Raw genomic sequence first — 21,206 nt, forward strand, 5'->3', positions numbered from 1 at the left:
CGTGGTCGCTACGTCTGAAGCCCTACGTCATGAAGGCAGGTTCAACTGCGCGCTAGCACACGTCATCAGCTACGAGCACAGAATATCCAAGGTCTGGATCGGTGCAAGCAGGAAGTGTGATGTTCTCGTTTCGTGGCCGCCGTCAGACGGCTCCCGCGCACACGCGCGCGTAGCTGACCGGAGCCGAACGGCTGACGTATGCGTCAAACGGGGAGTAGCGCCAGGTACGAGTTAGTGTCCGTGTCTGTCTATCATTCCCCGAAACGCATCGGGCCACCCACCATGCTGGTCTATAACACGGTCGATTTCGGCCATGACCTTACCGGTCTCCTCCAGGGCCACGATCATGCGGCGGTAGTGGAGGATGTCCTCGTCGGTCAGCAGGCGGCCGGGTTTCAGCTTGTCCTTGGAGCCGGTTTCGCTGCGATCCTTCAGCCATTTCTGGGCCGGCTGGTAGCCGCCGATCCAGTGCTCCCAGGCGGCCTGGGACACGGTGGCGAACCAGTTTTGGTCGTTCAGATAGACCCGGCCCGAGGCGTCGCGGCGCACCTCCTTGTTGAACCGGCCCAGGCACGCCTCGCCGCCGTTGGAGACGAAGCGCGCCTTCGGGTCCGCCAGCAGGTCCGGCAGGGCGTCTGCGTCCAGCAGGTGCAGGGCCACCAGCCTCGTCCCCAACGGGATCAGGGCAGCCAATAGGTCGCGGTCCTTCGGCAGCGGCACGCGCGCGAAGTCGGACTTCAGGAAGTCGGCGTAGCGCTCGCGATATGCCGGCGAGTGCAGCACCGCATAGATCCAGTCGAACACGTCGCGCGCGCCGAAGGTCGTCTTCAGATCGCCCCGCTCGCGCCGCAGCGCCAGAGCCCCCTGAGGTGGCGGAGGCGGCTCGGTCCCCGGCAAAGCCCCCTGCGCCGGGGCGTCGGAGCCGTCGTCGAATCGGAGGCCGGTCAACTTGGCGAGGCGGGCGGTGAAAGCTGGGGCGAGATTGGGGCGGGCTGCAGTCCCTAACTGGTGAAGCCAGAGAGGAGCGGCGTAGTTAACCTCCTTGAGCGATACCGAGTGGTGCGTGATCGGAACGTCGAAGGCGAAGATGTGACACCAACTGCCAGAGACCTCCGTGCCCCTCGAGTAGGAGATAAGTGGGCCGGGCTGTCGAATGATTTGACCCGTGATTTCAGGTCGTGGCATGCAGATGAAGCCGCGAACCCTGCCGGTATAGATCGTCGAGCGAAGATCAAAGGGTCGATAAGCTATTGGAATGGCAGAAGCCCTTAGAGATCCTGTGCCCCGCAGGTCCGCTTGAGCCAGCACGACCTTCCAATCCCGTGCATCCTTGCCTAAATGGAACTCTACACGTGCCTGTTCAGGCTCCATGTCGCGGAAGCGTTCGGCTCGCGCGAGGATCTCCACATCTGTAAACCCAATGGTCAGATCATCTCTGGCAGTAACGATGCCAACGCTTGAGGAAGGAAGCACCTCCTTGAGGGAGAAAAAGCTGGCGTATGTCTCGTCGGCTCGTTCCGACGCGGCCGTTAGCAATCGTGAAGGTGCGGCAGGACGAATAGGCCTGGCTTCGGCGGTGACAAGCGTATGGGTTTCGACCCACAGCTTCTTACCCGCCGAAGGCGGGTGATGGGGCCAAACCCCAAATACATCGAGGTGGCGAACCTCACGGTCCAAGCTCGTGCTCATAGCCGCCAAGGTGATATTGGTGCCCTCCAGAATCTCGAAGACTCCGTCGTCCGGCCCGCCATCAGGCGCGCGCTCGCGCTTGTTGATATTGCCGTGCAGGTCGATGATCGATAGTTTCTCGAAGCTGTCGATTACAGACTCGCGCATACCCCGGAATGTCGGACTGTCGAGCCAGGAGTTGCTGGTGATGTATCCCAATACGCCTGAACCAGTTTCAGATAGATGGTGCTCAGCAATTCTGATAAATTTAACGTAATCGTTGTTGAGCCACTTCGGATTCCGTTCACCCAGTGGCCTCCCATCAACCTGGAAGTATCGCTGAACCAGCTGCCCAATTGGCGTAAGCTTGTTACCGATCTTACTGGGGTTGCCGCTGTCCCCCGAATACGGCGGATTTCCCACCACCACCGTGAACCGTGCCCGCGCTTTAGCCTCGTTCGCCGCCCTCGCCTCGTGCGCCAGGGCCTCGTTCATGAAGGCTAGCTGCATGTCGAGGTCCTGCGCCGGCTCCAGCGCATTGGTCAGGAACACCCGCGCCCGCATCGGCCGCGTCCTGCCGTCCGGCTCCGTCTCGACGCCCGAGAAGTCATAGCCGGTGTCGGCCAGCTTCAGGCCGATCTTCATATGCGCCACGGCGTAGGGCGCCATCATCAGTTCGTAGCCGTACAGCCGCGGCAGCAGGTGCTCAGCCACATACGCGTTCCACAGCCGGCGCTTCTCCTCGGCCGTCTTGCCTTTCCAAGCCACCTCGGTCATACGCCGCCAGATCAGGTCGATGACCTCGACCAGGAAGGTACCGGTGCCAGTAGCCGGGTCGAGGATCTTCACGAAGGGCTCGTCGGGTTTCACCCGGTCGGGGATCTGAGCACCCGGGTCCGCCGCGACGAACTCGCCCCAGGTCGTGGTGTCCGCCAGCCCCAGCAGCAGGCCGAACTCAGTACGCAGCACCTCGTCCACCGAACGGACAATGAAGGAGACGACCGGCTTGGGCGTATAGAAAACACCGCGCTGGACCTTCATCGCCTTGTCATAGGCGGCGAGGAAGCCCTCGTAAAAGTGGATGACAGGGTCGTCGCCCTGCTTGTCCTTGTCGAAGTCGTCGAGGACCGCCTCCATGTTGGCGGTGTTCAGCAGGTCGACCAGATCGCCGAGACCCAGTTCGTCGAAGTCCAGCGCTGAACCGCCGGCGTCGCGGCCGACAGCGCCCATGAAGCTGGTCAGTAACTCCGACAGGAAGGGATTGGTCGGTATTGCCGTTTCCAGGGCGTCGGCGGTGATTGGCGGCAGCGGCAGGTCGCCGTTCAGCGTCTCGGCCTTCTCGGCGCGCCAGCGCTGCACTTGGTCGATGCGCGTGGACAATAGCCCATAAGCGATGGTCTGGGCGTACGTGTCGGCGAACTTCGGAACGTCCAAGCCCTTATTCAGCGTCGCTTTCACCGCCTCGAACAATTGCGTCAGCGGCTCGCCGGCCCTCTCCCGAGGTAGGATCTCTTCGATTGCTACGCGGATTTGCTTGGCGCAGTCAGCCAGTGCCTGGGCCATCTCCTTTGCGGTACGGATCGCGTCACGCGGACGGTCTACGAAGGCACTGGTCCAGCGCGCCTTCCAAGCCAAGTCCAATTCGCGCCCGTCTGGCCAGCGGAGGCGGTCCAGCCGCTCTGCCACCGTCTGCATGTGACGGCTAGTATCGCGCCGATCCCAGGTCAATACCCGCAGCGTGGGCAGGGTCTGGGTGCCCGGGTCTTGATGAAAATGGGCCAGCGCCAGGCGTCGATCTTCGGCCTTGCCAAAGGCCGACACAAACAGCAGATCGTTTTTGTCAAAGAGGGCGCGGTCAGCCGGGTTCGCCGAGGCGCGGCTCCGGCGGCTGACGCTCGACAAGATGCGGCGCAGCAGGGTGACAGGCAGTTCGGCCTTATCAAAGTCGACGAAGAAGACACCCCAGGCGTTCTCGCGCCCAAGGATGGGCCGCAGCTGGGTGATCTCGACTTGGGCATCCAGCTTTAGACCGAGTTCGTCCGCCGTATAGCTGTAGGTCAGCCTGTCGAGCGGCAGATCATCCGGGATTTCCCATTCCAGCTCGTCCCGCAGGTACGCAACTAGACTCGGGAAGTCGGTGATTTCCTTCAGGGCTTCGGGGCGGGTCATCGGATCAGTTCAACTCCATCCAGGCCTTGAGGACCGGCCTCGCGCCTACGGGGGCCTGCACCCTGCGCATGTATCCCCCTTCTATATGCTTCTCGACCGCGGTGCGGGCGGCAACGAGGGTGGCACGATCCAGCTGGATGCGTCTCGGGGTATCGGAAGCTGAGCGTACCCGAGCGGCGATCGCAGGGGCTCCTTCGAGCACCGAACCGCCATCCAGGTCATGGAAGTACCAGCGCACTTGCCGACTCTCGTCGAGGTCCCACCGCTCCTCACCCTCGGGCCCTCTCCCCCGCCCCGGTAGGGCATAGCAGAAGAAGACGCCCCGGGTGGCAGCGGCTTCGCGGCCACTGAACACCCGGTTCGGGAGATCCGCGAGGCGTGCCTCCAGGTCCGGATGATCAATCAGCAACTGGCGCAACTCGTTACGCAGCAGCTCCTCCTCTGACGGTTTCTGGTCGAGGCTCTCGTTGAGGTTCTTGAGATCGTCGTAGTCGTCCTGCTCGGTCAGCAAGCGACGCCCTTCAATGCCAAAGAGGCGCGAGATGCGGAGCGTCTTGCCGGCAACCCTGTTGTAGAGGCCCAGCAGCCTTTCCAGGGCAGTGTTGGGCAGGAAGTTCCAGTATGCCACACGGCCCCGCAATGGGGCGGTTTCCGGGTGATCGGCTATGAGCGCTTTCTCAACCCGAGGGTCCATTCGCCGATCAATACGACCGATACGCTGCATCAGCCGTACGGGATTCCAGTGTAGGTCGTAATTGATGAGGCGTGTCGCATCCTGCAGGTTCAACCCTTCCGAGAGGACGTCGGTGGCGATGAGGACCCTGATCTCCTTCTCGCCAGCTTTAGCCAGTTCGCCGCTGCTGCTCTGGTTGTAGTAAGGCGCAAACCGCCTGATGATCCGGTCCCGCGGCGTCTTGGTGCCAGAGTCGACCTGCGCCAGCCCGTCGATACCCTTCTTCTCCAGCTCGCGGCGCAAGTAGCGCGCCGTCCCCTGATACTCGGTGAAGATGAGAACCTTCTGGGCGCTAAGAACGGGATCCTCAGTCAACAGCCGGTGCAACGACAACAGTTTACCATCACGGTCGGCATCGAAATCGCGCAGAACGTCGAGGAATTTTACGAGCTGATTGAGGTCCTCCCGCGTTTCTGCCACCAGCTCATGGACCCGATACTTGTCGCGAGGCAGAACCTCTACGCGATCAAGAATTTCGCCTGAAATCAGGGCGTCCGCATCTTCCTCAGGCTCCTCGTCGTCTGCCGTGTGGCTGGCGAGGCCGGCCTTGACCTGCGCGATCTGATGGGCGTGACGTTCTTTCCAGACAGCAAGGTCCAACTGCTCTGCTTCGGTCTCGACGTGCGCTTCCCAAAAGGCGAGGAGCTTCACCATGAGCCGATGGCATGACAACTCGAAGGCCGCCGTCGAGCTTTCAAGGCGCTTGAGGAAACCGATCCTAATTAGCCGCACCACCTGCGCCCGGCGACCTAGGACTAGGTCGTCTTCGTCGGACGGCTCGATCAGCCACTCTGTGGGATCATAGAGCGCCAACCGGAAGAGTTCATTCTTGTGCTTGAAGGATTCCTCAACGAGTTCGAGCAGCTGCTGTTGTAGCGGGGACAGCTCATATTCGGCGACCTTTGGATCCTCGCGTACGGGGAAAATCGCCTGCCCTTTCGACTCGGCCTGCTGACTTGCCTTCACATAAGCCCTGCTGCGCTGCACCACGAGGCTCTGGACCAGCGGGTCGGCGGCGAAGGTTTCACGGGCCGGGCCAGTTTCGACCGACTGATCGACATCGTCCTCGGGCGCTGCATGTTCGTCTGCCCGATTGGCCTTGCGGATGGCCTTCTCCAGGGTACGAAAGTGCCCCCGAAGCGAATGCACACCCAGAGTGGCGAAAGCGTCGCCACCGCGACTGAACAGTTCGATGAGATGCATCAGATCGTACACGCCGTTGTTTACTGGCGTGGCCGTCAGCAGGAAGAGCTGCTTGCCCTCGGCAATGCGTTGCAAGATGCGGTAACGGGACTCCCGTTTCCTGCCGGTCCCGGCCAGTCCCGGGTTCCGGAAGTTGTGCGCCTCGTCGATGATGATCGCGTCGAAATGCTTGCCGATGGCCTCCACGGCCTTGCCGACGTCGCCGCCACGGCCAAGGTCGGTGTGGTTTAGGACCATCACGTTGTCCCAAGGGCCACGGCCGACATGCGGCAGGTGCCGGTCCAGATTGGCCTCCCAAACCGACTTGCGCCCGGACTTGGGCACGATCAGCGCGACTCGCTTGCCCTCGTGAACCGCGAGTCGCTCCAGAAGCATCAGCCCGACGAACGTCTTACCCAGACCGACACCATCACAGAGGAAGGCGCCGTTGTGTTCGCCCGCAATCTTCAGGAGTTGCCCGTAACCCTCCCGCTGATAGCCATCCAGCATGGGCCAGATCCTTGACTGCTCTCGTTCCCATTCTCCGGCCGAGATTTCGCGCCGGCGGAAATATTCTCGCAGCGATTGGGCCCACACCTCGAACGGGGTGAATGATTGGATGTGCCGCTCGATGGTGCGGAGCATTGCGGGTGTAACGTCTTCCGCCTCGTCCCAATGCTCGTCGTACCAGTCTTGTAGTACCGTTACCGGCTGACCGGTAATCTGGACGTTGAGTTCGAGGTTTTGCGTCAATCCAGGTCTGGTGAAATTGGAGGAGCCGACGAGAGCTGCGGCCCCGATGACCTCGCTCCGGGCGTGAGTGATGTAAGCCTTGGCGTGAAACTTGGCCTTGCGGTAGACGCGAAACTGGATCTTCCCCCTGCGGATGGCTTCAACGATAGCGGGTACACCGTCGAGGAAGTCATCTTTCTCCTTCTCGACCTCAACACTTTCATCCAGACGATCCTGACGAGCTTTCAATGCCTGCTCGAAGGCGTTGCGTGTCCGGGCTGCTACCTCGTCGCCCATAAGAACCCGTAGGCCATCTGTTTTCTGCCACTGCCCGTCGAGAGCTAATAGTGCGCCGATTTCGAAGTACGCTGAGGCAACGTCTACGGATTTTGCGTAGTCGCACCACTCATGCAGGTAGCGCAGGGCTTTCCATTCATCGTCACTATTGTCGACGATGAATAGTTCCCCGCCCGTCTTGGCGTTCTCTCGTCTCGGCATGCCCCACCCTGTCGCCAGTTCGGTGCGTAATCGATGCGAAGAATAGCCGCGGAATGCGCTAAGAGCTTCCACGGGAGTCGGCACCGCCGCACAACTTCTTTGAACAAGGGCTAAACGATCTGCTCACTCGCAGCAAGGTAACCGTTGTGATTAACGAGGGGCCTCAGTTGTTTGCTCTTGCCCTGCCGGGAACGATGCGACATCCAAGTGCCACTCACGTGCCGCGTGGAAGTGGAAGGGGCGACAAAGTGTCAGTTGCTGAACCGAGCCTCGACGAATTTGAGCACCTCTTTGTCAACAACGAGGGGTTAGACCGTCTAGGAGCCTACCTGGGCCGCTTCAACCCTATCCGCACCATGCGGATGGAAGGGATGGAGGTTCGCCATTCTGCGATTTTGGCGTGGCTGCTCGACCCATCTGAGACCCACGGGTTCAGCGATCGGTTCCTCAAGGCTTTTCTCGCGCAGGCGCTGCGAGGGCGCAGCGCCTGTGGGCGTGTCACTGCCATCGACGTTGTCCAAAGCGATCTTCGGGATGCACAGGTGCATCGTGAGTGGCAGAACATTGACATCTTCATTCTCTCACGCCGGAACAACTGGGCCTTTGTCATAGAGAACAAGTTCTACGCGAGCCAGCATGAGGGGCAGCTCGCAAAATACGCTCAGAAGGTGAGGGCGGCATTTAGCTCTCGGGGCGAGCCGCCGGTGGTTTGCGGCATCTTTCTCACGTTGCTGGATGAGCTGCCACAGGACGAGAGCTTCGCCCCGATCCGCTACAGCGCAATATGTGACTTGCTTCCCCGTTTGATGGCCTTGGAAGGCCTGACGCTGGGGCAAGAAGTCTCGATTTTCCTCGAGCACTATCTAGAGATTGTCAGAGAGGCCGCAGGTATGAGCGAAGAGCGCGTAGCGATGGAAGCATTGGCCCGCCAACTCTATCGAACACACAAGAAGGTCCTTGATTTCGTCATGGAGTACGGTGCCAGTACGGACTTTGTTCTGGCTGCCGAGACCGTGTTCGAAGGCACCTGGGAACCGAGGTCTACGGTGTCTGTCGGTTCTCGTAGCTATCGGTACAATGGACATAACAACCGCAGCATAAGCTTCCTGCCGGTGGGCTGGGTGGATAGCTTCGAGGTACTCGGACGTCCGTGGCGCGGCTGCGAACAATGGTGGGCGGGATATCCGCTGATCTGTTGGCTAGAGCTGCTGGAAAGTGCAGACGGCGCGTCTGGAACGCTCAAACTCTTCGCTGAAGTGGGCCCCTTGGCTGACCACAGTCTCCGGAGTGAACTAATCGGCCGCATCAGGCAACTCGGGTCTGTCTCCGGCCTGGAGGGTATCCGTTTCCAGAACGATGCAGACAAAGAGGGGAAGCGGTACTCGAAGTTCCTGAGGAATAATGCCGTGGTGATAGACGATCTGCACAACGCAGAGGAAATCTCCAAGGGCATGGTCACGTTGTTAGATCGCCTTGATCCATATTTCGAGGCAATAGCTGGAATTTTGCCTGAATTTGTGGATCAAGCGACGCAAACACTCTAGTGGCTCGTTGACCACTCGTCACTCGCCACTCGCCACTCGCGCGGAGCGCATCGATAAGTGCGGGTTCTCAAGCCATCATTGGCCAGGTGTTGCGGAGCTCACTGCCGAGAATGCGGACGGTGCAGTGCCGGTATGTTTGTCCAGCTCAGCAACAAATGCCTCGGCCCATTCAAACCACTCGCCTACGGACCTGTCTCCGGCGACCTCACCTAGGGACGGTTGAGTAGCGGCCAGTGCTCCCAAATACGTCTTCAGCCGCTGAGCGGTCTCCCAACGCTCGGCTAGCTTGATGAGCTCTGCTTTCCGAGCTTCATCCAGAAGGCGAATGCGTTCGATCTCCGCGCGTTTCTCACTCTCTAGGCGCCACCGTTCAGCTTCAGCATCTCGCTCCTCGCGCCAAGCCCTCAAGATTTTCGCTCCTTCGAACAGTCGATCGACGATCTCAGGAACCTGTGTCTCTAGTGGGCGCCGCTCGGTCTCCCGCCACTCCTCATTGAACGACCCGCGGAGATAGGTGCGTATCGCAAAAACCAAGTTTCCGGTGCCGATCAGTTCGGTGGTCATGTAAGATCTGCGCTTGTCATCCTGCGGAATCTTGATCTGTCGGAGCTTCTCTCTGACTTGGAAGTTGATCTGCTCGCCAGAGATCGTCGCGCTAATCAGCCCCTTCGGCCCTTCTCCTATTTCACCGCCTCGGGCTTCCACCGCCTTGAACACGGCATCTAGAATTCGGTGCCGGCGGCGGTCCAGCGTCGTCCAGGGCGCTGGCGCTAACCGGACTTGCCACGGATCACGTGACCTCGATGCCTTGCGTGTCCGCTCTTCGTGTTCCATCAGCCACCTTGCGATCAGGGGATGGGGTCTGGTGAGACGATCGCTCACCTGGACGGTGGGCGCAGGAGGCGTCGCGGGGGACTCCGTTGGTGCTGATGAAGAGGATCGCGGCAGACTCCTTCGGGCACCGGTGCTGGCTGTGGTGGGTTTGAGCTCGATGCGAACCGCGCCTTCTTTTGTCGTCGGTAGCGGGACGAGTTCCACAGGCAGACCCATCGCCTTCTTCGTCCAGTAGCCGGAGCCGGGATAGGGCACATTGTGCGTTCGGCACACCCGAGCGAGTGCAGTTGCGGAAATCCCAAGCTCTGGCGCTACCTTGCTGAGAGGGCGCTCCGAGATCAAACGGTACAGTTCATCACGGGAAATGTGCATGGTGGCCTCTACGGGTTGCAGCCGGGTTGCAGTCACTGCAGTTCGCTGCCGTTCACGAGCTTCCGGCGTGGTTACACTAGGTACAATATCCGCATACGTTCCGGTGGCGCCTCAGGCTTGAACGGACGGGCACTAGAGTGAACTGAAGCGTGTGCTAAGGCGCTGCGCCGACAGCACAATTTCTGCCTTGCCAAACTGAAGTTATAGTCAAGCCGTCGCTCCAGTGCACCGCAGTTCAGCTAAGTGCCAACTAGTACTAAGTTTTCTAACGGGGACGCTCTTGTCGTAGCCGGCCAGCGGTAACCCGCTGGCGACCAGGGGCGCGGTGTACGCGCGCCCGTGTGGCTGACCACACCCGAAAAGCTGAAGTATCCTGAAGACCACCGCTAGGCTGGTCTAGCCTATACAAGCGGAATGAGTTGGGCACATATCGGCGGGCAGGTGGCAGAATTCCTACGCCTCCCGCAGGCTAACAGAGGATCAGAGTAGTATTCAAATGACGAGACAACACAGCGCTCCGCTTCTCTTGACCTCTGGGGCTGGCGCTGTGCCGCTGACCCCGCTCAGTCATTTGCCAGCAGAGTCCTCGGTGTCCGAGGCAGACATTCAGGAGCTTGTTCAAGCGTATCCGGGGTCACTCCCGGTTGCCGAGATCGATCCTATGTTCGCAAATCCGGTTCCCATTTGTCGGGAGTTGAACACCTCCGCCGGTCCGATCGACAACTTCCTCGTGACCCCTTCGGGGCTGCCGGTACTGGTTGAGTGTAAGCTCTGGAGAAACCCTGAGGGCCGGCGGGAGGTGGTTGGCCAGATCCTTGATTATGCGAAAGAGCTTAGTCGCTGGTCCTCCTCGGACCTGCAACGAGAGGTGAGCATCCGGCTCAAGCGCCGCGAGGGAAACCCGCTACTTGAGCTGGTTCGGGCAGCACACCCGGAGGTCGATGAGATGGAGTTCAACGACGCGTTGACGTTGAACTTGAGGCGCGGACGGTTCCTCCTGCTAATCGTCGGCGATGGGATACGGGCGGGTGTCGAGGCCATCGCAGAGTATCTGCAGGCCCACGCGGGACTGCACTTCTCCCTAGGGCTGGTAGAGATGCCCATCTACGTGATGCCAGATGGGCAGCGCCTTGTTGTCCCACGGGTGCTGGCAAAGACGGCGATCATCACCCGCAATGTGGTGTCGGTGCCCGAAGGTACGTCCTTGCCGATGATGAGGAAGCCGAACCACGAGTCAACGCTTCTGGAGCGACGGCTCTGGGGGAGGAGCGCCTTCTGTTCTGGACCGAGTTCTTGCAGCAGCTGCAGTTTGACGATCCGGAGCAGGTAATCCCCAAGCCGACGCGGCTCGGCTACTGCACATTTGCGCTTCCTGCGCCAGGCAGCTGGCTTACCGCATATCGGGAAGTTGGACGTGGGCGTGTTGGCCTGTTCCTTTCGAGTGCAAAGAACAGCCCAGGCGAGGCGGTGGCAGAGATCATCGCCAGTGAGTGGGACAGCTTCAAGGACGAGCTTGGACCCAGCGCGGAGCTAACCAAGAGGGATGGACGCTACTCGATCGGGGACGCGCTGCAAGTCCGTTCACTACACGATCCCGCAGAACGTGATCGGGCGTTTCAATGGTTAGCGGGCAGACTCAACACCTACGTGAATGTGCTGCGGCCGCGGGTCCGGTCAGCACTGGCAGATCACATGGAAGAGAAGTGATGCTCGCATGGCATCAGCTATCGGTCAGCAGCCCGCGGACCGGAAAAAGTAGATGCCGCGCTGGCTAGATATTCTCCAAGGAGAGTTGCCCCATCGCGTCGAAAACTCGCGAAATACTCCACGTCTGAGATCATGCTTGTTGGCAAATCCATTACTGATACTGGCATTGGATGGGCATCATCATCTAAGGCGATAGACATAACAAGGCCGATCGCGAGCCCTTCCGAAACTAGTTTCAGGATGGCGTCCGTAGAGTTGCTTCCGCTAAGCGAAATGTGCTCGAGCTTGTTCTTCCTAAGGTAGTCACGAAGTTCGATATACGCTGCTGAGGTCTTGGAATATGTTGCCACTGGCTTATTGATCTCAGAAATGCTGTGGATCTTGCGGGTGGCTGGGTGTGTGTTACTTTGGATCCAGCAGTAACTATATCTCGCCACTGGGGTTGATACTAGCTCATCTGCGTTGGGCTGGCCGATTGTCAGCGCGAAATCGATTTCTCCGTTAGTTAACATGCTTTGCAGCACAACTGAGCGATCTATGTGCAGCTCCACTCGGGCGTTCGGGTTGTTCCTGTAAACTTCGCCGATCAAAAACGGCGCCCACCGTGAAACGAGGGCGCTTGGAATTCCTAGTCTTGCGCTCCGGATTGTGCCAGCTGCGCCCTTGCCGATGCCTTGAGCCTCGGTGACCAAAGAGCCAATCCGGTCGGCATAGTCGAGCAGTTTGTGACCGAGAGGCGTGAGGCGTGCTGGCTTCGCAGACCGGTCAAAGAGCGGCCCGCCTAATTCAAATTCAAGGGATCGGATACGAGCCGAAATCGCTGGCTGCGTGGTGTGTAACCGCGTCGCCGCCGCAGAAAAGCTGCCCAAAGTCGCTATCGCGCGAAACGCTTCAAGCTGCCGCAGTTCCATTTTCATCAGAAGTTTTGATCATATGACATCCAATATATAATTTTGACAGGGGGTTCAAGTTGGCGAATGCTGCAGAAAAATAAAGGGTGTCACATGGGCGAGCCGAGCGCAGACGGGTTTGCCGTCAAGCTGAAGCTTGAAGGCGTGGAGAAAAAGTACGGCGATTTCCAGGCCTTGCGGCCGACCCATCTGGAGGTGAAGGAGGGGGAGTTCGTCACGCTCCTTGGTCCATCGGGCTCAGGCAAGACCACCCTGCTATCGCTCATCGCCGGCACCAACTACCCCTCGGGGGGGAGCATTTCCATAGATGGCCGTCCTGCCACGGAACTGCCTGCTCACAAGCGTGACGTTGGGGTCATCTTTCAGAACTACGCGCTCTTTCCTCACCTGACTGTCGCTGAGAACATAGCTTTCCCATTGCGGATGCGGGGTGAGAGGCAGGAGGAGGTTCAAAGGAAGTGCGATAACGTCCTTTCCGCAGTTGGCCTGACGAGCTTCGGAAACAGGTTCCCCTCCGAGCTTTCTGGTGGTCAACAGCAGCGCGTGGCGTTTGCTCGGTGTGTAGTTTACGAGCCGTCGGTGATCCTCATGGATGAGCCGCTGGGAGCGCTGGATAAGCGCTTACGCGACTCGATGCAGGATGAAATCCGCCGCCTTCACAAGGCGCTCGGTACAACTGTTGTCTACATCACACATGATCAGACTGAAGCTCTGACTTTGTCTGACCGGATCTGCCTTATGAAGGATGGGGAAATCGTCCAGAGCGGCGCTCCCAGTGACCTGTACTTTCGTCCGAATTCGCGTTTTGCCGCCGAATTTTTTGGCGAGGCCAATTTGTACCCCTACGAAGCAGAAGGTAGCGGCGCCTCGAATGTAGCACACGTGAAAGACCTTGGAGCCGTATCACCACAGGCCCCGGAGCAAGGCACGTCTGGATGGATGATGATCCGCCCCCAATGTCTTCAGCTCGACCCGGAAACGCCTCACGATGAACTCAGGACTTGCCGTGTGTCAGACATCAGGCAAGTCGGATTCTACACGCAGTTTCATCTCACGCTTGATCAGGGCGGTGCATCGATAATCCTGCAGCGCCTCTCTGACGTTTCGTCTCTTTCAAGGTGGCATATCGGTCAAAGTGTCACTGTAGGATGGAATTGGCGCGACGTAGCATTCTTTTCCGAAGAGCGAGAGCGCCATGCGTAGGGCACCATTCGGCGCGCAGCTCGCAACTCAGCTGCTAGTACTACCTACCGTGATATTTCTGCTGGCCTTCTTGGCCTGGCCGCTGATGCGAATGGCTTCTCTGGCATTCCAGGGCGTGGACGGCAGCTTCACGTTTGCACACTTGTTCGGTGCCGTCACAAGCCAGACAGTCCTAGGGGTATCGCTAACCACTATAGGGCTAGCACTCCTTACGGCTATACTGAGCGTCATCATTTCATACCCAGTGGCGCTGTACCTTTCCCGCAACCGGGGAAGGACATTCGCGGTCCTGATGATCCTTATCCTGATACCCTTCTGGGTGAGTGTACTAATCCGTACGCTCGCATGGTTCGTTCTACTCGGCCGGAATGGCGTACTTAACAGCGCGATCCTTGGCTTGGGCCTAACCGAAACGCCCCTCGGTCTATTGTACAATTCCAGCGCTGTTTTGATGAGCATGGTGCATGCAATAGTTCCGATTACGGTGCTGACGATACTCTCGTCCATGCAAAACATCGACCCGAGACTTACCACGGCCGCATCTACATTGGGGGCCAATCCTGCCACTCAATTTTGGCAGGTATATTTTCCGCTAACTTGGCCGGGGGTTGCTACCGCAACAGTGATCTCCTTCGTACTGGGGCTGGGATTCTTCGTCCAGCCGTCATTGTTGGGGTCGCCTAGAGAGACAATGATTGGACAGCTGATCATTCAGCAGATCGATGAGCTGTTTAACTGGAACATGGCTGCTGCCATCGCGATCGTCTTCCTCAGTTTCATTGGGCTCGTCCTTCTATCTGCTTCGAAGTTGATGGGCGTCAGCGTCGCCGGGGGCGGTATACCGGCTGCGAACATGAGCAGGCCAAACCACATTAGCCGGGCGCGGCGAATTGGCGGACATGCGATCTTGACAGTCGTCACGAAGGCAACGGGATGGATGTTCCGCGACCGCACGGCGGGCGCCGCAGGTTCTTCGAGCATGGCGCACCGCGTGGTCACCTACTTGGTACTGGCCTGGCTAAGCCTTCCGATCCTATTCCTGGTCCCCCTCTCGTTCACACAATCGGGGTTCCTTTCCTGGCCGCCGCGCGGGTTCTCCCTGCAATGGTATCAGGAATACTTCGAGTCCAGCATCTGGGTTGAAGCGACCATCCGATCGGTGATCGTCGGGCTCCTCACCTCCGCTGTCTCTATTCTGATCGGAATGCCTGCTGCGGTTGCGTTTTCTAAAGGGAATGTCATCGCCAGCCCTGTTGTCATGGGCTTGATCCTGCTCTCCCTAGCGGTCCCTAACATTCTCATTGCTTTGGCGATGTTCTACTTCTTCGCTGACTTGGGCCTAGTAGGAACGGACCTTGGTCTTGTGCTGGGGCAAACCGTCTTTGCGCTACCATACGTCATCGTGGCAATGATTGCTGCGTTCAACAACTATGACTGGCGCCTCAACACTGCGGCACACACGCTTGGAGCTAGTCCGGCAAAGGCGTACTGGTTTGTCTCGGTTCCTTTGCTGCGCATGGGTATCATAGCGGCGTTCATCTTTGCCTTCATCCGTTCATTCGATGAACTTACGGTCGCAATGTTCATCGCCAGCGGCACATCAACAACATTGCCTAAGAGAATTTGGAGTGAAGCGCACTTCAATATCACTCCAACACTTGCCGCCGTTTCGACGGTAGTGCTGGTCGGGGTCATCCTCGTTGTGACCATAACCGAAGTCCTCTCATGGGGGCGACGGATCAAAACAAGGGAAAGGGAAGTCTAGTGCCAACTATCAAGGGAATAACCCGCAGACGTTTCATGCAGTTTTCTGCTACGACCGCCGTGGCTGCGATCTCCGCACCAGCGATAATCGGACGCGCTTACGGCCAAACGGATACACTTACAGTGGGAGATGCTGGCGGGGCATATACGCGAGCTTGGACGGAGGCTTTCTACGAGCCGTTCGAGCGGGAAACCGGTATCCGCGTTGTGCCTGTTGAGCGACGCGACAACCCAGCTGCTGAAGTCCGAGCTGTTGTAGAAACTGGCAACTACCGGTGGGACCTCTGCGCCTCTGTGGGGCAGGACGTCTCTCATACGCTGGTCGAGAACGATTTGCTCGAGCCCTTGGATCTTTCCTCGGATGACGCGCTCGCTATTCCCGACACAATGAAGGACGACCACTTCGTCGCCTCCGACGTTGCCGCATTTGTTCTAGCGTATCGCGAAGATACGGTGAACAAGCCGATCACCTCTTATGCCGACATGTGGGACGTTGAGGGATTTCCGGGCCGCCGTGGCCTTCGGCAGTTCGCTCGGGACACCATTCAAATTGCGCTCTTGGCGGACGGTGTTCCGTTAGCAGATATCCCGCAGGTACTCTCTGAGGAAGCCGGATGGCAGCGGGCGTTTGCGAAGCTTGAAGAGATACGGCCTCATATCGACGTGTGGTGGAGTTCGGCAGCCCAAACCCCTACGCTCTTGGAATCTGGCGAGTTGGACATTTGTCCCACCTTCAACTCCCGGGCGCAAAGCGTAATCGACGCCGGGGTGCCGGTGCGGATCGTATGGAATGGCGGGTTTTTTACCAACTTCGGCTGGGTCATTCCTAAGGGCAGTCCTAAGGCGGATGCAGCACGTCAGTTCATTGCATTTTGCTGTTCGCCGGAGAGGCAAGCCGTCGCGTGCGCACAGATGGGCATTGGGCCGTCACATCCAGGCGCGTTCGACTTCATGGATGCTGAGCGAAGCCGCACATTGCCGACCTTCCCCGAGAACCTAGCCCAGATGGGGCCTCTTGATTTCCGCTTCTGGGGGCCGCTGCAGGAGACGGCTGCCGAACGCTTCAATACCTGGCTACTCGGGTAGAGCTGGCCCAGCCTAAACCAGAAACCTCAACTACATCAGACGTCCGCAGCGAAGCGTTCTCACGCTTGCTGCGGACCAGTCGAAGTGTGCCTTGCAGCAGGCGACAGATGACACAGCAACCCTACTACATGGCGCGTTTAGGCTCAAAAACAGCCGCAAGCCTTCTAGAATACAGCGAAAATAAGCATCTCAAGCGAGAGCTAAGGCAGTTCGACGAATACATTTGGGTGGACTTAGCTCATTGCGTAATGCTTTCAGAGGCAGGGATAATCGAGACGTCTCATGCGGCAGTGATAGGTGACGGTCTTATCGAAATACGCGGCTCGGGATTCCGTAATGCCGTCATTGATGCTGGTGCTGGGAGTTTGCTTCTACAAGTAGAGGCCGAACTGGGACGCAAGATTGGTACCGAAACGGCGGGAATGCTTCACACCGCACGTAGTCGCCTTGATCAGGGACCCACCGCACGGCGAATGTTCAAGCGGCGTCGTGTGCTGGACGTCATGGAAAGCATCCTCGCGTGTTCCGAGCGCTTAAGTGACGTGGCCGACGCGCATAGAGAGACGCTAATGCCGGGCTTCACCTGCCTGCAGCACGCGCACCCGACCACATTTGGACACTATCTGACGTCTGTTCAGGATAGGCTTCTGGAGCAGTGTGAGAAACTCGCACAAGGCTACGCCCGTCTCAATAGAAGCCCCTTGGGCGCCGTCGGGCTATCTGGAACGACATGGCCGATCGATAGGAATAGAACCGCCGAGCTTCTGGGCTTCTCTACCTACATCCCACATGCTCGGGTGGCGCGAGACGCCTACTACACCGCAGAGATTGTTGCTGTTCTGTCGTTGGTCATGAGCATCCTCTCAGATTTATCGACAGACCTCGCCCTTTGGTCCTCCGGCGAGTTCAATCTAGTCGAGCTACATAGTAGCTTTTGCAGTACCAGCAGCATCTTTCCAAATAAAAAGAACCCGACGTCTCTGGACGCAATACGAGCTGAAGCAGGTCAGGCAACCCAATGGTTTTCGGGGCTTCTTGCTAAGTTCCGGGGGTACGGTACATCAGACGTAGTGCTGCAAGAGGCAGAAATCATTGACGAAGCTTTTGATTTAGTTAGCGCATCCCTCGATCTTAGCGCTGAGATCGTTACCTCACTGGAGGTGAACGTTCCGGCGATGCGCTCGTCTGCCGCCTCTGGTTGGACGACGGCATCTTGCCTTGCCGATCATCTGTTCAAGGTGCACTCCGTTCCCTATCGCAAAGGGTATTCCTTGGTTGCCTTATTGGTTCGGCACGCAGCTGAGCAAAGCAAGACGAAGACAGAAATCGAGGCGGATCAAGTCAACGCGCTTGCCTCTAATTTAGGTATTAGCGCTAGACTTACGCAACCTGAGCTGGATGCTGCCTTGGATGCCGGAGCATTCGTGAATGCTGCAATGTCGGCTGGAGGATGCAGCCCTTTGGAAGTTTCACGACTCCTAGAAACTTACCGCGGTGTTGTGCGCGAACAAAGAGCCTTCATAGGGGAGCGGCGCGGCGAGATCGAAGCGGCGTGGGCGACGACGCTACTCGCTGTCAAAAATCTAAAAGCATAGAACGGAATAATTTAGATGACCAAGATCGTCAGTGTCCAGATCAGAGAGATCTCTACGCCCCTTTCCGCTAGTTTTAGTGGCGGTACCTACCAGGTAAACCATCGTGCGGCAATACTGTGCCAAGTGAAACTCGAGGATGGCCAAGTAACCACCGTATCTCTTGGAAACGAGACCGGATATACGGACGTCTTGAAGGCCTACATAGCTGGCCCCTTTAGGGCCCTAGCAGTTGGAAGCGACATAAGAGATTCAGCACGCCTCTGGGCAGGCATGCTGAGAGGCTTCAAAGCATATATCCCCCGTGAGGACTTTGTTCAGGCACTTGCCGTCGTTGATACGGCCCTTTGGATCGCCCGAGCCGAGCACCTGAATGTCCCGCTTTGGCAGCTGTTGGGCGGCGCTCGTGAGAGAGTTCCGGTTATTGGTATCGGTGGCTACTACGAGACTGCCAGGGACGCCAAAGGAATTGAACGAGAGTATAACCTGTTCAAGCGCATGGGGCTGGCGGGTGTGAAGTTCAAGGTTGGCGCTCTCAGTATCGAGGAGGACGCTCACCGCGTGCTGACGCTGCGGGAAATTGCTGGTCACGACTACAAGATTGTCGTGGATTCAAATATGGCCTGGTCCACTGCAGATGCAGTTCGGTTCGCTACCCTTATCAAAGAGGTGAGGCCCGAGTGGCTTGAGGAACCCATACATCCAAGAAACATCACACATGGGCTTCGAGACGTTCGGCTGAAGTCTGGCATTCCTATCGGAGCCGGCCAGAGTGATCAGTCGGTGTTCGAGTCCTTCCGTTTGCTCACTTCCGAGTCGATCGACGTACTGAACATGACATACAACCGAGGGGGCGGTATCACTGCATGGTCGAAGCTGGCAGCCGCCGCGGACTTGGCAGATCTTAAAGTAGCGCAAGTTGGGGAGCCTCACATCAGCATGCATCTGATGGGTGGGGCCTCAAATGGTACCTTCGCCGAGATTTATCCGGAAGAAGGGCGTGATCCATTTTGGCATCAGCTCTACCCCGGGAGACCGCAAATCTCAGAAGGTCATTTTCAGTTGCCCACCCGCGCTGGCTTGGGGTTCGACGTTGATCTTGATGCGGCCGAAAACTTCGCAGTCGAAGACTGGCGCTAGTTAGGTGCACAGTGGAGCGCAACCCGTTCAGACCAATACACGGTCACGGCCGGGTTGCAGTCACTGGAATTCATTGCCGTGCAGGGGGGCCCTCTGTGGTTACACCGAGTACAGTATCGACTACGGGGATGGCGGCCCCTCAGGCGTGAACGGACGGGCACCAGAGTGAACTAAGGCGGACGCTAAGGCACTGCATCGACAGCACAATTCCTGCCTTGCCAAGGTTAGGGTCGTGGGTTCGAATCCCATCGCCCGCTCCAATCTTCCCAAGGCCGGCAAGCCTTGAGAAACAAAGGGTCCTTCGGGACCCTTTTTGTTTTTCTGGCACAGCTTGCGCAGCGCACGGCCCGCATCCTACGGCCCGACTAGCTGACAGGACGCTGACACCGCTGTCAGTGGCTTTTCATCTTACACATCAAAGATTTAGCTGCAACCATCGGGCAAACTTCCCGTTAACGGCGCAAGGCTGCCGGGTTGTTGTCCCACCGCCCCCGCGAATCGCCCGGCAGCCACCCGCTTCCAAGATCCTGCGGGGGTGGACGTACAAGGGTGGTCCAATGATGAAAACCAAGATGCTCGCGGGCATTGCAGCGCTGGCGCTGCTCGCCGCCTCCCCACAGCTTTCCGGTGTCCCCGTCGTCGGGGCCAGCCCCGCCGCAGCCCAGTCGGTGAGCGTCAGCTTCAACCTGTTCTATGATCGCCTGGAGCCCCACGGGGTCTGGGTGCGCCATTCGCGCTACAACTATGTTTGGTGCCCCACCGGCGTCGACGCTCGCTGGCGCCCCTACACCAATGGCCGCTGGGTCTATCTCGCCGACTACGGCTGGTACTTCCAGTCCCAGGAACCCTTCTCCTGGGCCACCTACCACTATGGCCGCTGGTATGTGGATGCCGATCTTGGCTGGTGCTGGGTGCCGGGCACCAAATGGGCCCCCGCCTGGGTGAGCTGGCGCCGCGGCGGCGATGTCGTGGGCTGGGCGCCGCTGCCGCCGGAACGCGACGGGTTCTCGATCTCGATCGAAATCGGCAATGTCGAGGTACCGGAGGATCGCTGGTTCTTCGTGCCGGTCCGCCGCTTCGTTGAGCCGGACCTGCGCGCGTCGATCATCTTCGTGGATGACCAGCCGGACCTCCTGACCCAGACCGAGTATGTCGGCCCGGTGGTCGTTCAGAACAACGTCGTCGTCAACAACGTCATCGACATCGACTACATCCAGGAGCAGACCGGCCAGGAGGTGCAGGTGCTCGAGGTGGAAGCCGCCGCCGAGCCGGCGGAAGCCACCGAGGTGACCGCTGAAGCCAGCACCATCTCGGTCTTCACCGCCGATATCGAGGAGCCCACCGAGGAAGTCGCTCCGCCCGAGGCTGTCGAGCCTGAGGAAGCCGCCACCGTTATAGAGGAAGAGGGTGGCACCACCGAAGCTGCCGGTACCCCCGATGCCGAGGCCAGCGCCGACGCTGAAGCCGATGCAGAAGGCGAAGCCGCCACCGAAACCGAAGCGGACGCGACAGGCGAAGCCACCACCGAGGCCGAGGCTGACGCCACGACTGAGGTGGACGCCGAGGCGGAAGCGGATGCGGCTGTGGATGCGGAAACGGAGGCACCTGCCGAGGAGGCCGATGCTGTCGAGGAGCCAGCCGGCGAAGCGGTGAGCGAGGAAGAACCCGAAGCTGCCGCCGAGGAACCCGGCGCCGAGGAGCCCGCTGCTGAAGAGCCGGCTGAAGAGCCTGCCGCCGAACAGCCTGCTGCTGAAGAGCCGGCCGCCGAGGAGCCCGTTGCGGAGGAGCCCGCTGAAGAGCCGGTGACCGAGGAGCCGGTTGCCGAAGAACCCGCAGCTCCGGCCGAAGAGCCGGCTGCCGAGGAAGCTGCGCCTGAGGAGCCGGTTGTCGAAGAAGAAGCTCCTGCCGTTGAACAGCCCGCGTGCCCACCGGAACTGCTGGTGGACGGTGTCTGCGTAACGCCGGAACAGGCGGGTGCGCCTGCCGAGGCCCCGCCGGCCGAAGCTCCCGTGGCCGAGGAGCCGGAAACCGCTCCGGCGAACTGACACTGCCTTACCATCAGGGCACCGAA

The 21,206-nt window shown here is 59.0% G+C and carries 13 protein-coding genes; 9 read left to right on the top strand and 4 right to left on the bottom strand.

The genetic code is table 11. The features are described from left to right. Positions 1-231: 231 nt before the first annotated feature. Both ACFSX5_RS10670 and ACFSX5_RS10675 read right to left on the bottom strand, forming a co-directional pair. Positions 232-3,837 carry a type ISP restriction/modification enzyme gene (locus tag ACFSX5_RS10670; protein ID WP_386833370.1) on the bottom strand — a complete coding sequence of 1,202 codons (3,606 nt, stop codon included), beginning with the start codon at positions 3,835-3,837 and terminating at the stop codon, positions 232-234. 4 nt (positions 3,838-3,841) lie between these two features. Next, positions 3,842-7,054 (bottom strand): helicase-related protein, encoded by a 3,213-nt coding sequence (locus ACFSX5_RS10675; RefSeq protein WP_386833371.1) that lies wholly within the window; start codon positions 7,052-7,054, stop codon positions 3,842-3,844. Between the two features lie 176 nt (positions 7,055-7,230). On the opposite strand from ACFSX5_RS10675, the gene ACFSX5_RS10680 reads away from it, so the two are divergent. Continuing rightward, positions 7,231-8,526: a PDDEXK-like family protein gene (locus ACFSX5_RS10680; RefSeq protein WP_386833373.1), complete on the top strand. Its 1,296-nt coding sequence runs from the start codon at positions 7,231-7,233 to the stop codon at positions 8,524-8,526. A 75-nt stretch (positions 8,527-8,601) separates the two neighbouring features. Here ACFSX5_RS10680 and ACFSX5_RS10685 read toward each other — a convergent pair whose 3' ends face one another. Next, positions 8,602-9,732, bottom strand: a complete 1,131-nt coding sequence (locus tag ACFSX5_RS10685; protein ID WP_386833375.1) for a hypothetical protein — start codon at positions 9,730-9,732, stop codon at positions 8,602-8,604. 589 nt (positions 9,733-10,321) lie between these two features. On the opposite strand from ACFSX5_RS10685, the gene ACFSX5_RS10690 reads away from it, so the two are divergent. Both ACFSX5_RS10690 and ACFSX5_RS10695 read left to right on the top strand, forming a co-directional pair. Further along, positions 10,322-11,062 carry a hypothetical protein gene (locus ACFSX5_RS10690; RefSeq protein ID WP_386833376.1) on the top strand — a complete coding sequence of 247 codons (741 nt, stop codon included), beginning with the start codon at positions 10,322-10,324 and terminating at the stop codon, positions 11,060-11,062. Next, positions 11,026-11,439, top strand: a complete 414-nt coding sequence (locus tag ACFSX5_RS10695; protein ID WP_386833378.1) for a hypothetical protein — start codon at positions 11,026-11,028, stop codon at positions 11,437-11,439. The genes ACFSX5_RS10690 and ACFSX5_RS10695 overlap by 37 nt, the downstream gene beginning before the upstream one ends. A 17-nt stretch (positions 11,440-11,456) precedes the next feature. Here ACFSX5_RS10695 and ACFSX5_RS10700 read toward each other — a convergent pair whose 3' ends face one another. After that, complete coding sequence (locus tag ACFSX5_RS10700; RefSeq protein WP_386833380.1) at positions 11,457-12,356, bottom strand: LysR family transcriptional regulator; 900 nt, start codon at positions 12,354-12,356, stop codon at positions 11,457-11,459. 60 nt (positions 12,357-12,416) lie between these two features. Between ACFSX5_RS10700 and ACFSX5_RS10705 the strand changes: the two genes are divergently transcribed. From ACFSX5_RS10705 to ACFSX5_RS10730, 6 genes are all read left to right on the top strand, one after another. Next, positions 12,417-13,553, top strand: a complete 1,137-nt coding sequence (locus ACFSX5_RS10705; RefSeq protein ID WP_386833381.1) for an ABC transporter ATP-binding protein — start codon at positions 12,417-12,419, stop codon at positions 13,551-13,553. 91 nt (positions 13,554-13,644) lie between these two features. Continuing rightward, positions 13,645-15,318: an ABC transporter permease subunit gene (locus ACFSX5_RS10710; protein ID WP_386835622.1), complete on the top strand. Its 1,674-nt coding sequence runs from the start codon at positions 13,645-13,647 to the stop codon at positions 15,316-15,318. 35 nt (positions 15,319-15,353) lie between these two features. Next, the gene (locus ACFSX5_RS10715) at positions 15,354-16,403 is read left to right on the top strand and encodes a polyamine ABC transporter substrate-binding protein (protein ID WP_386833383.1); all 1,050 of its coding nucleotides are present in this window, start codon (positions 15,354-15,356) and stop codon (positions 16,401-16,403) included. Positions 16,404-16,510: 107 nt separating this feature from the next. Then, positions 16,511-17,998: an argininosuccinate lyase gene (gene argH, locus ACFSX5_RS10720; RefSeq protein WP_386833384.1), complete on the top strand. Its 1,488-nt coding sequence runs from the start codon at positions 16,511-16,513 to the stop codon at positions 17,996-17,998. Between the two features lie 15 nt (positions 17,999-18,013). Next, on the top strand, positions 18,014-19,135 hold the full coding sequence (locus ACFSX5_RS10725) for a mandelate racemase/muconate lactonizing enzyme family protein (protein WP_386833386.1): 1,122 nt from the start codon (positions 18,014-18,016) through the stop codon (positions 19,133-19,135). Positions 19,136-19,692: 557 nt separating this feature from the next. Next, the gene (locus tag ACFSX5_RS10730; RefSeq protein ID WP_386833388.1) at positions 19,693-21,180 is read left to right on the top strand and encodes a DUF6600 domain-containing protein; all 1,488 of its coding nucleotides are present in this window, start codon (positions 19,693-19,695) and stop codon (positions 21,178-21,180) included. Positions 21,181-21,206: the final 26 nt, after the last annotated feature.

The organism is Devosia albogilva (assembly GCF_042685625.1).
Lineage (GTDB): Bacteria > Pseudomonadota > Alphaproteobacteria > Rhizobiales > Devosiaceae > Devosia > Devosia albogilva.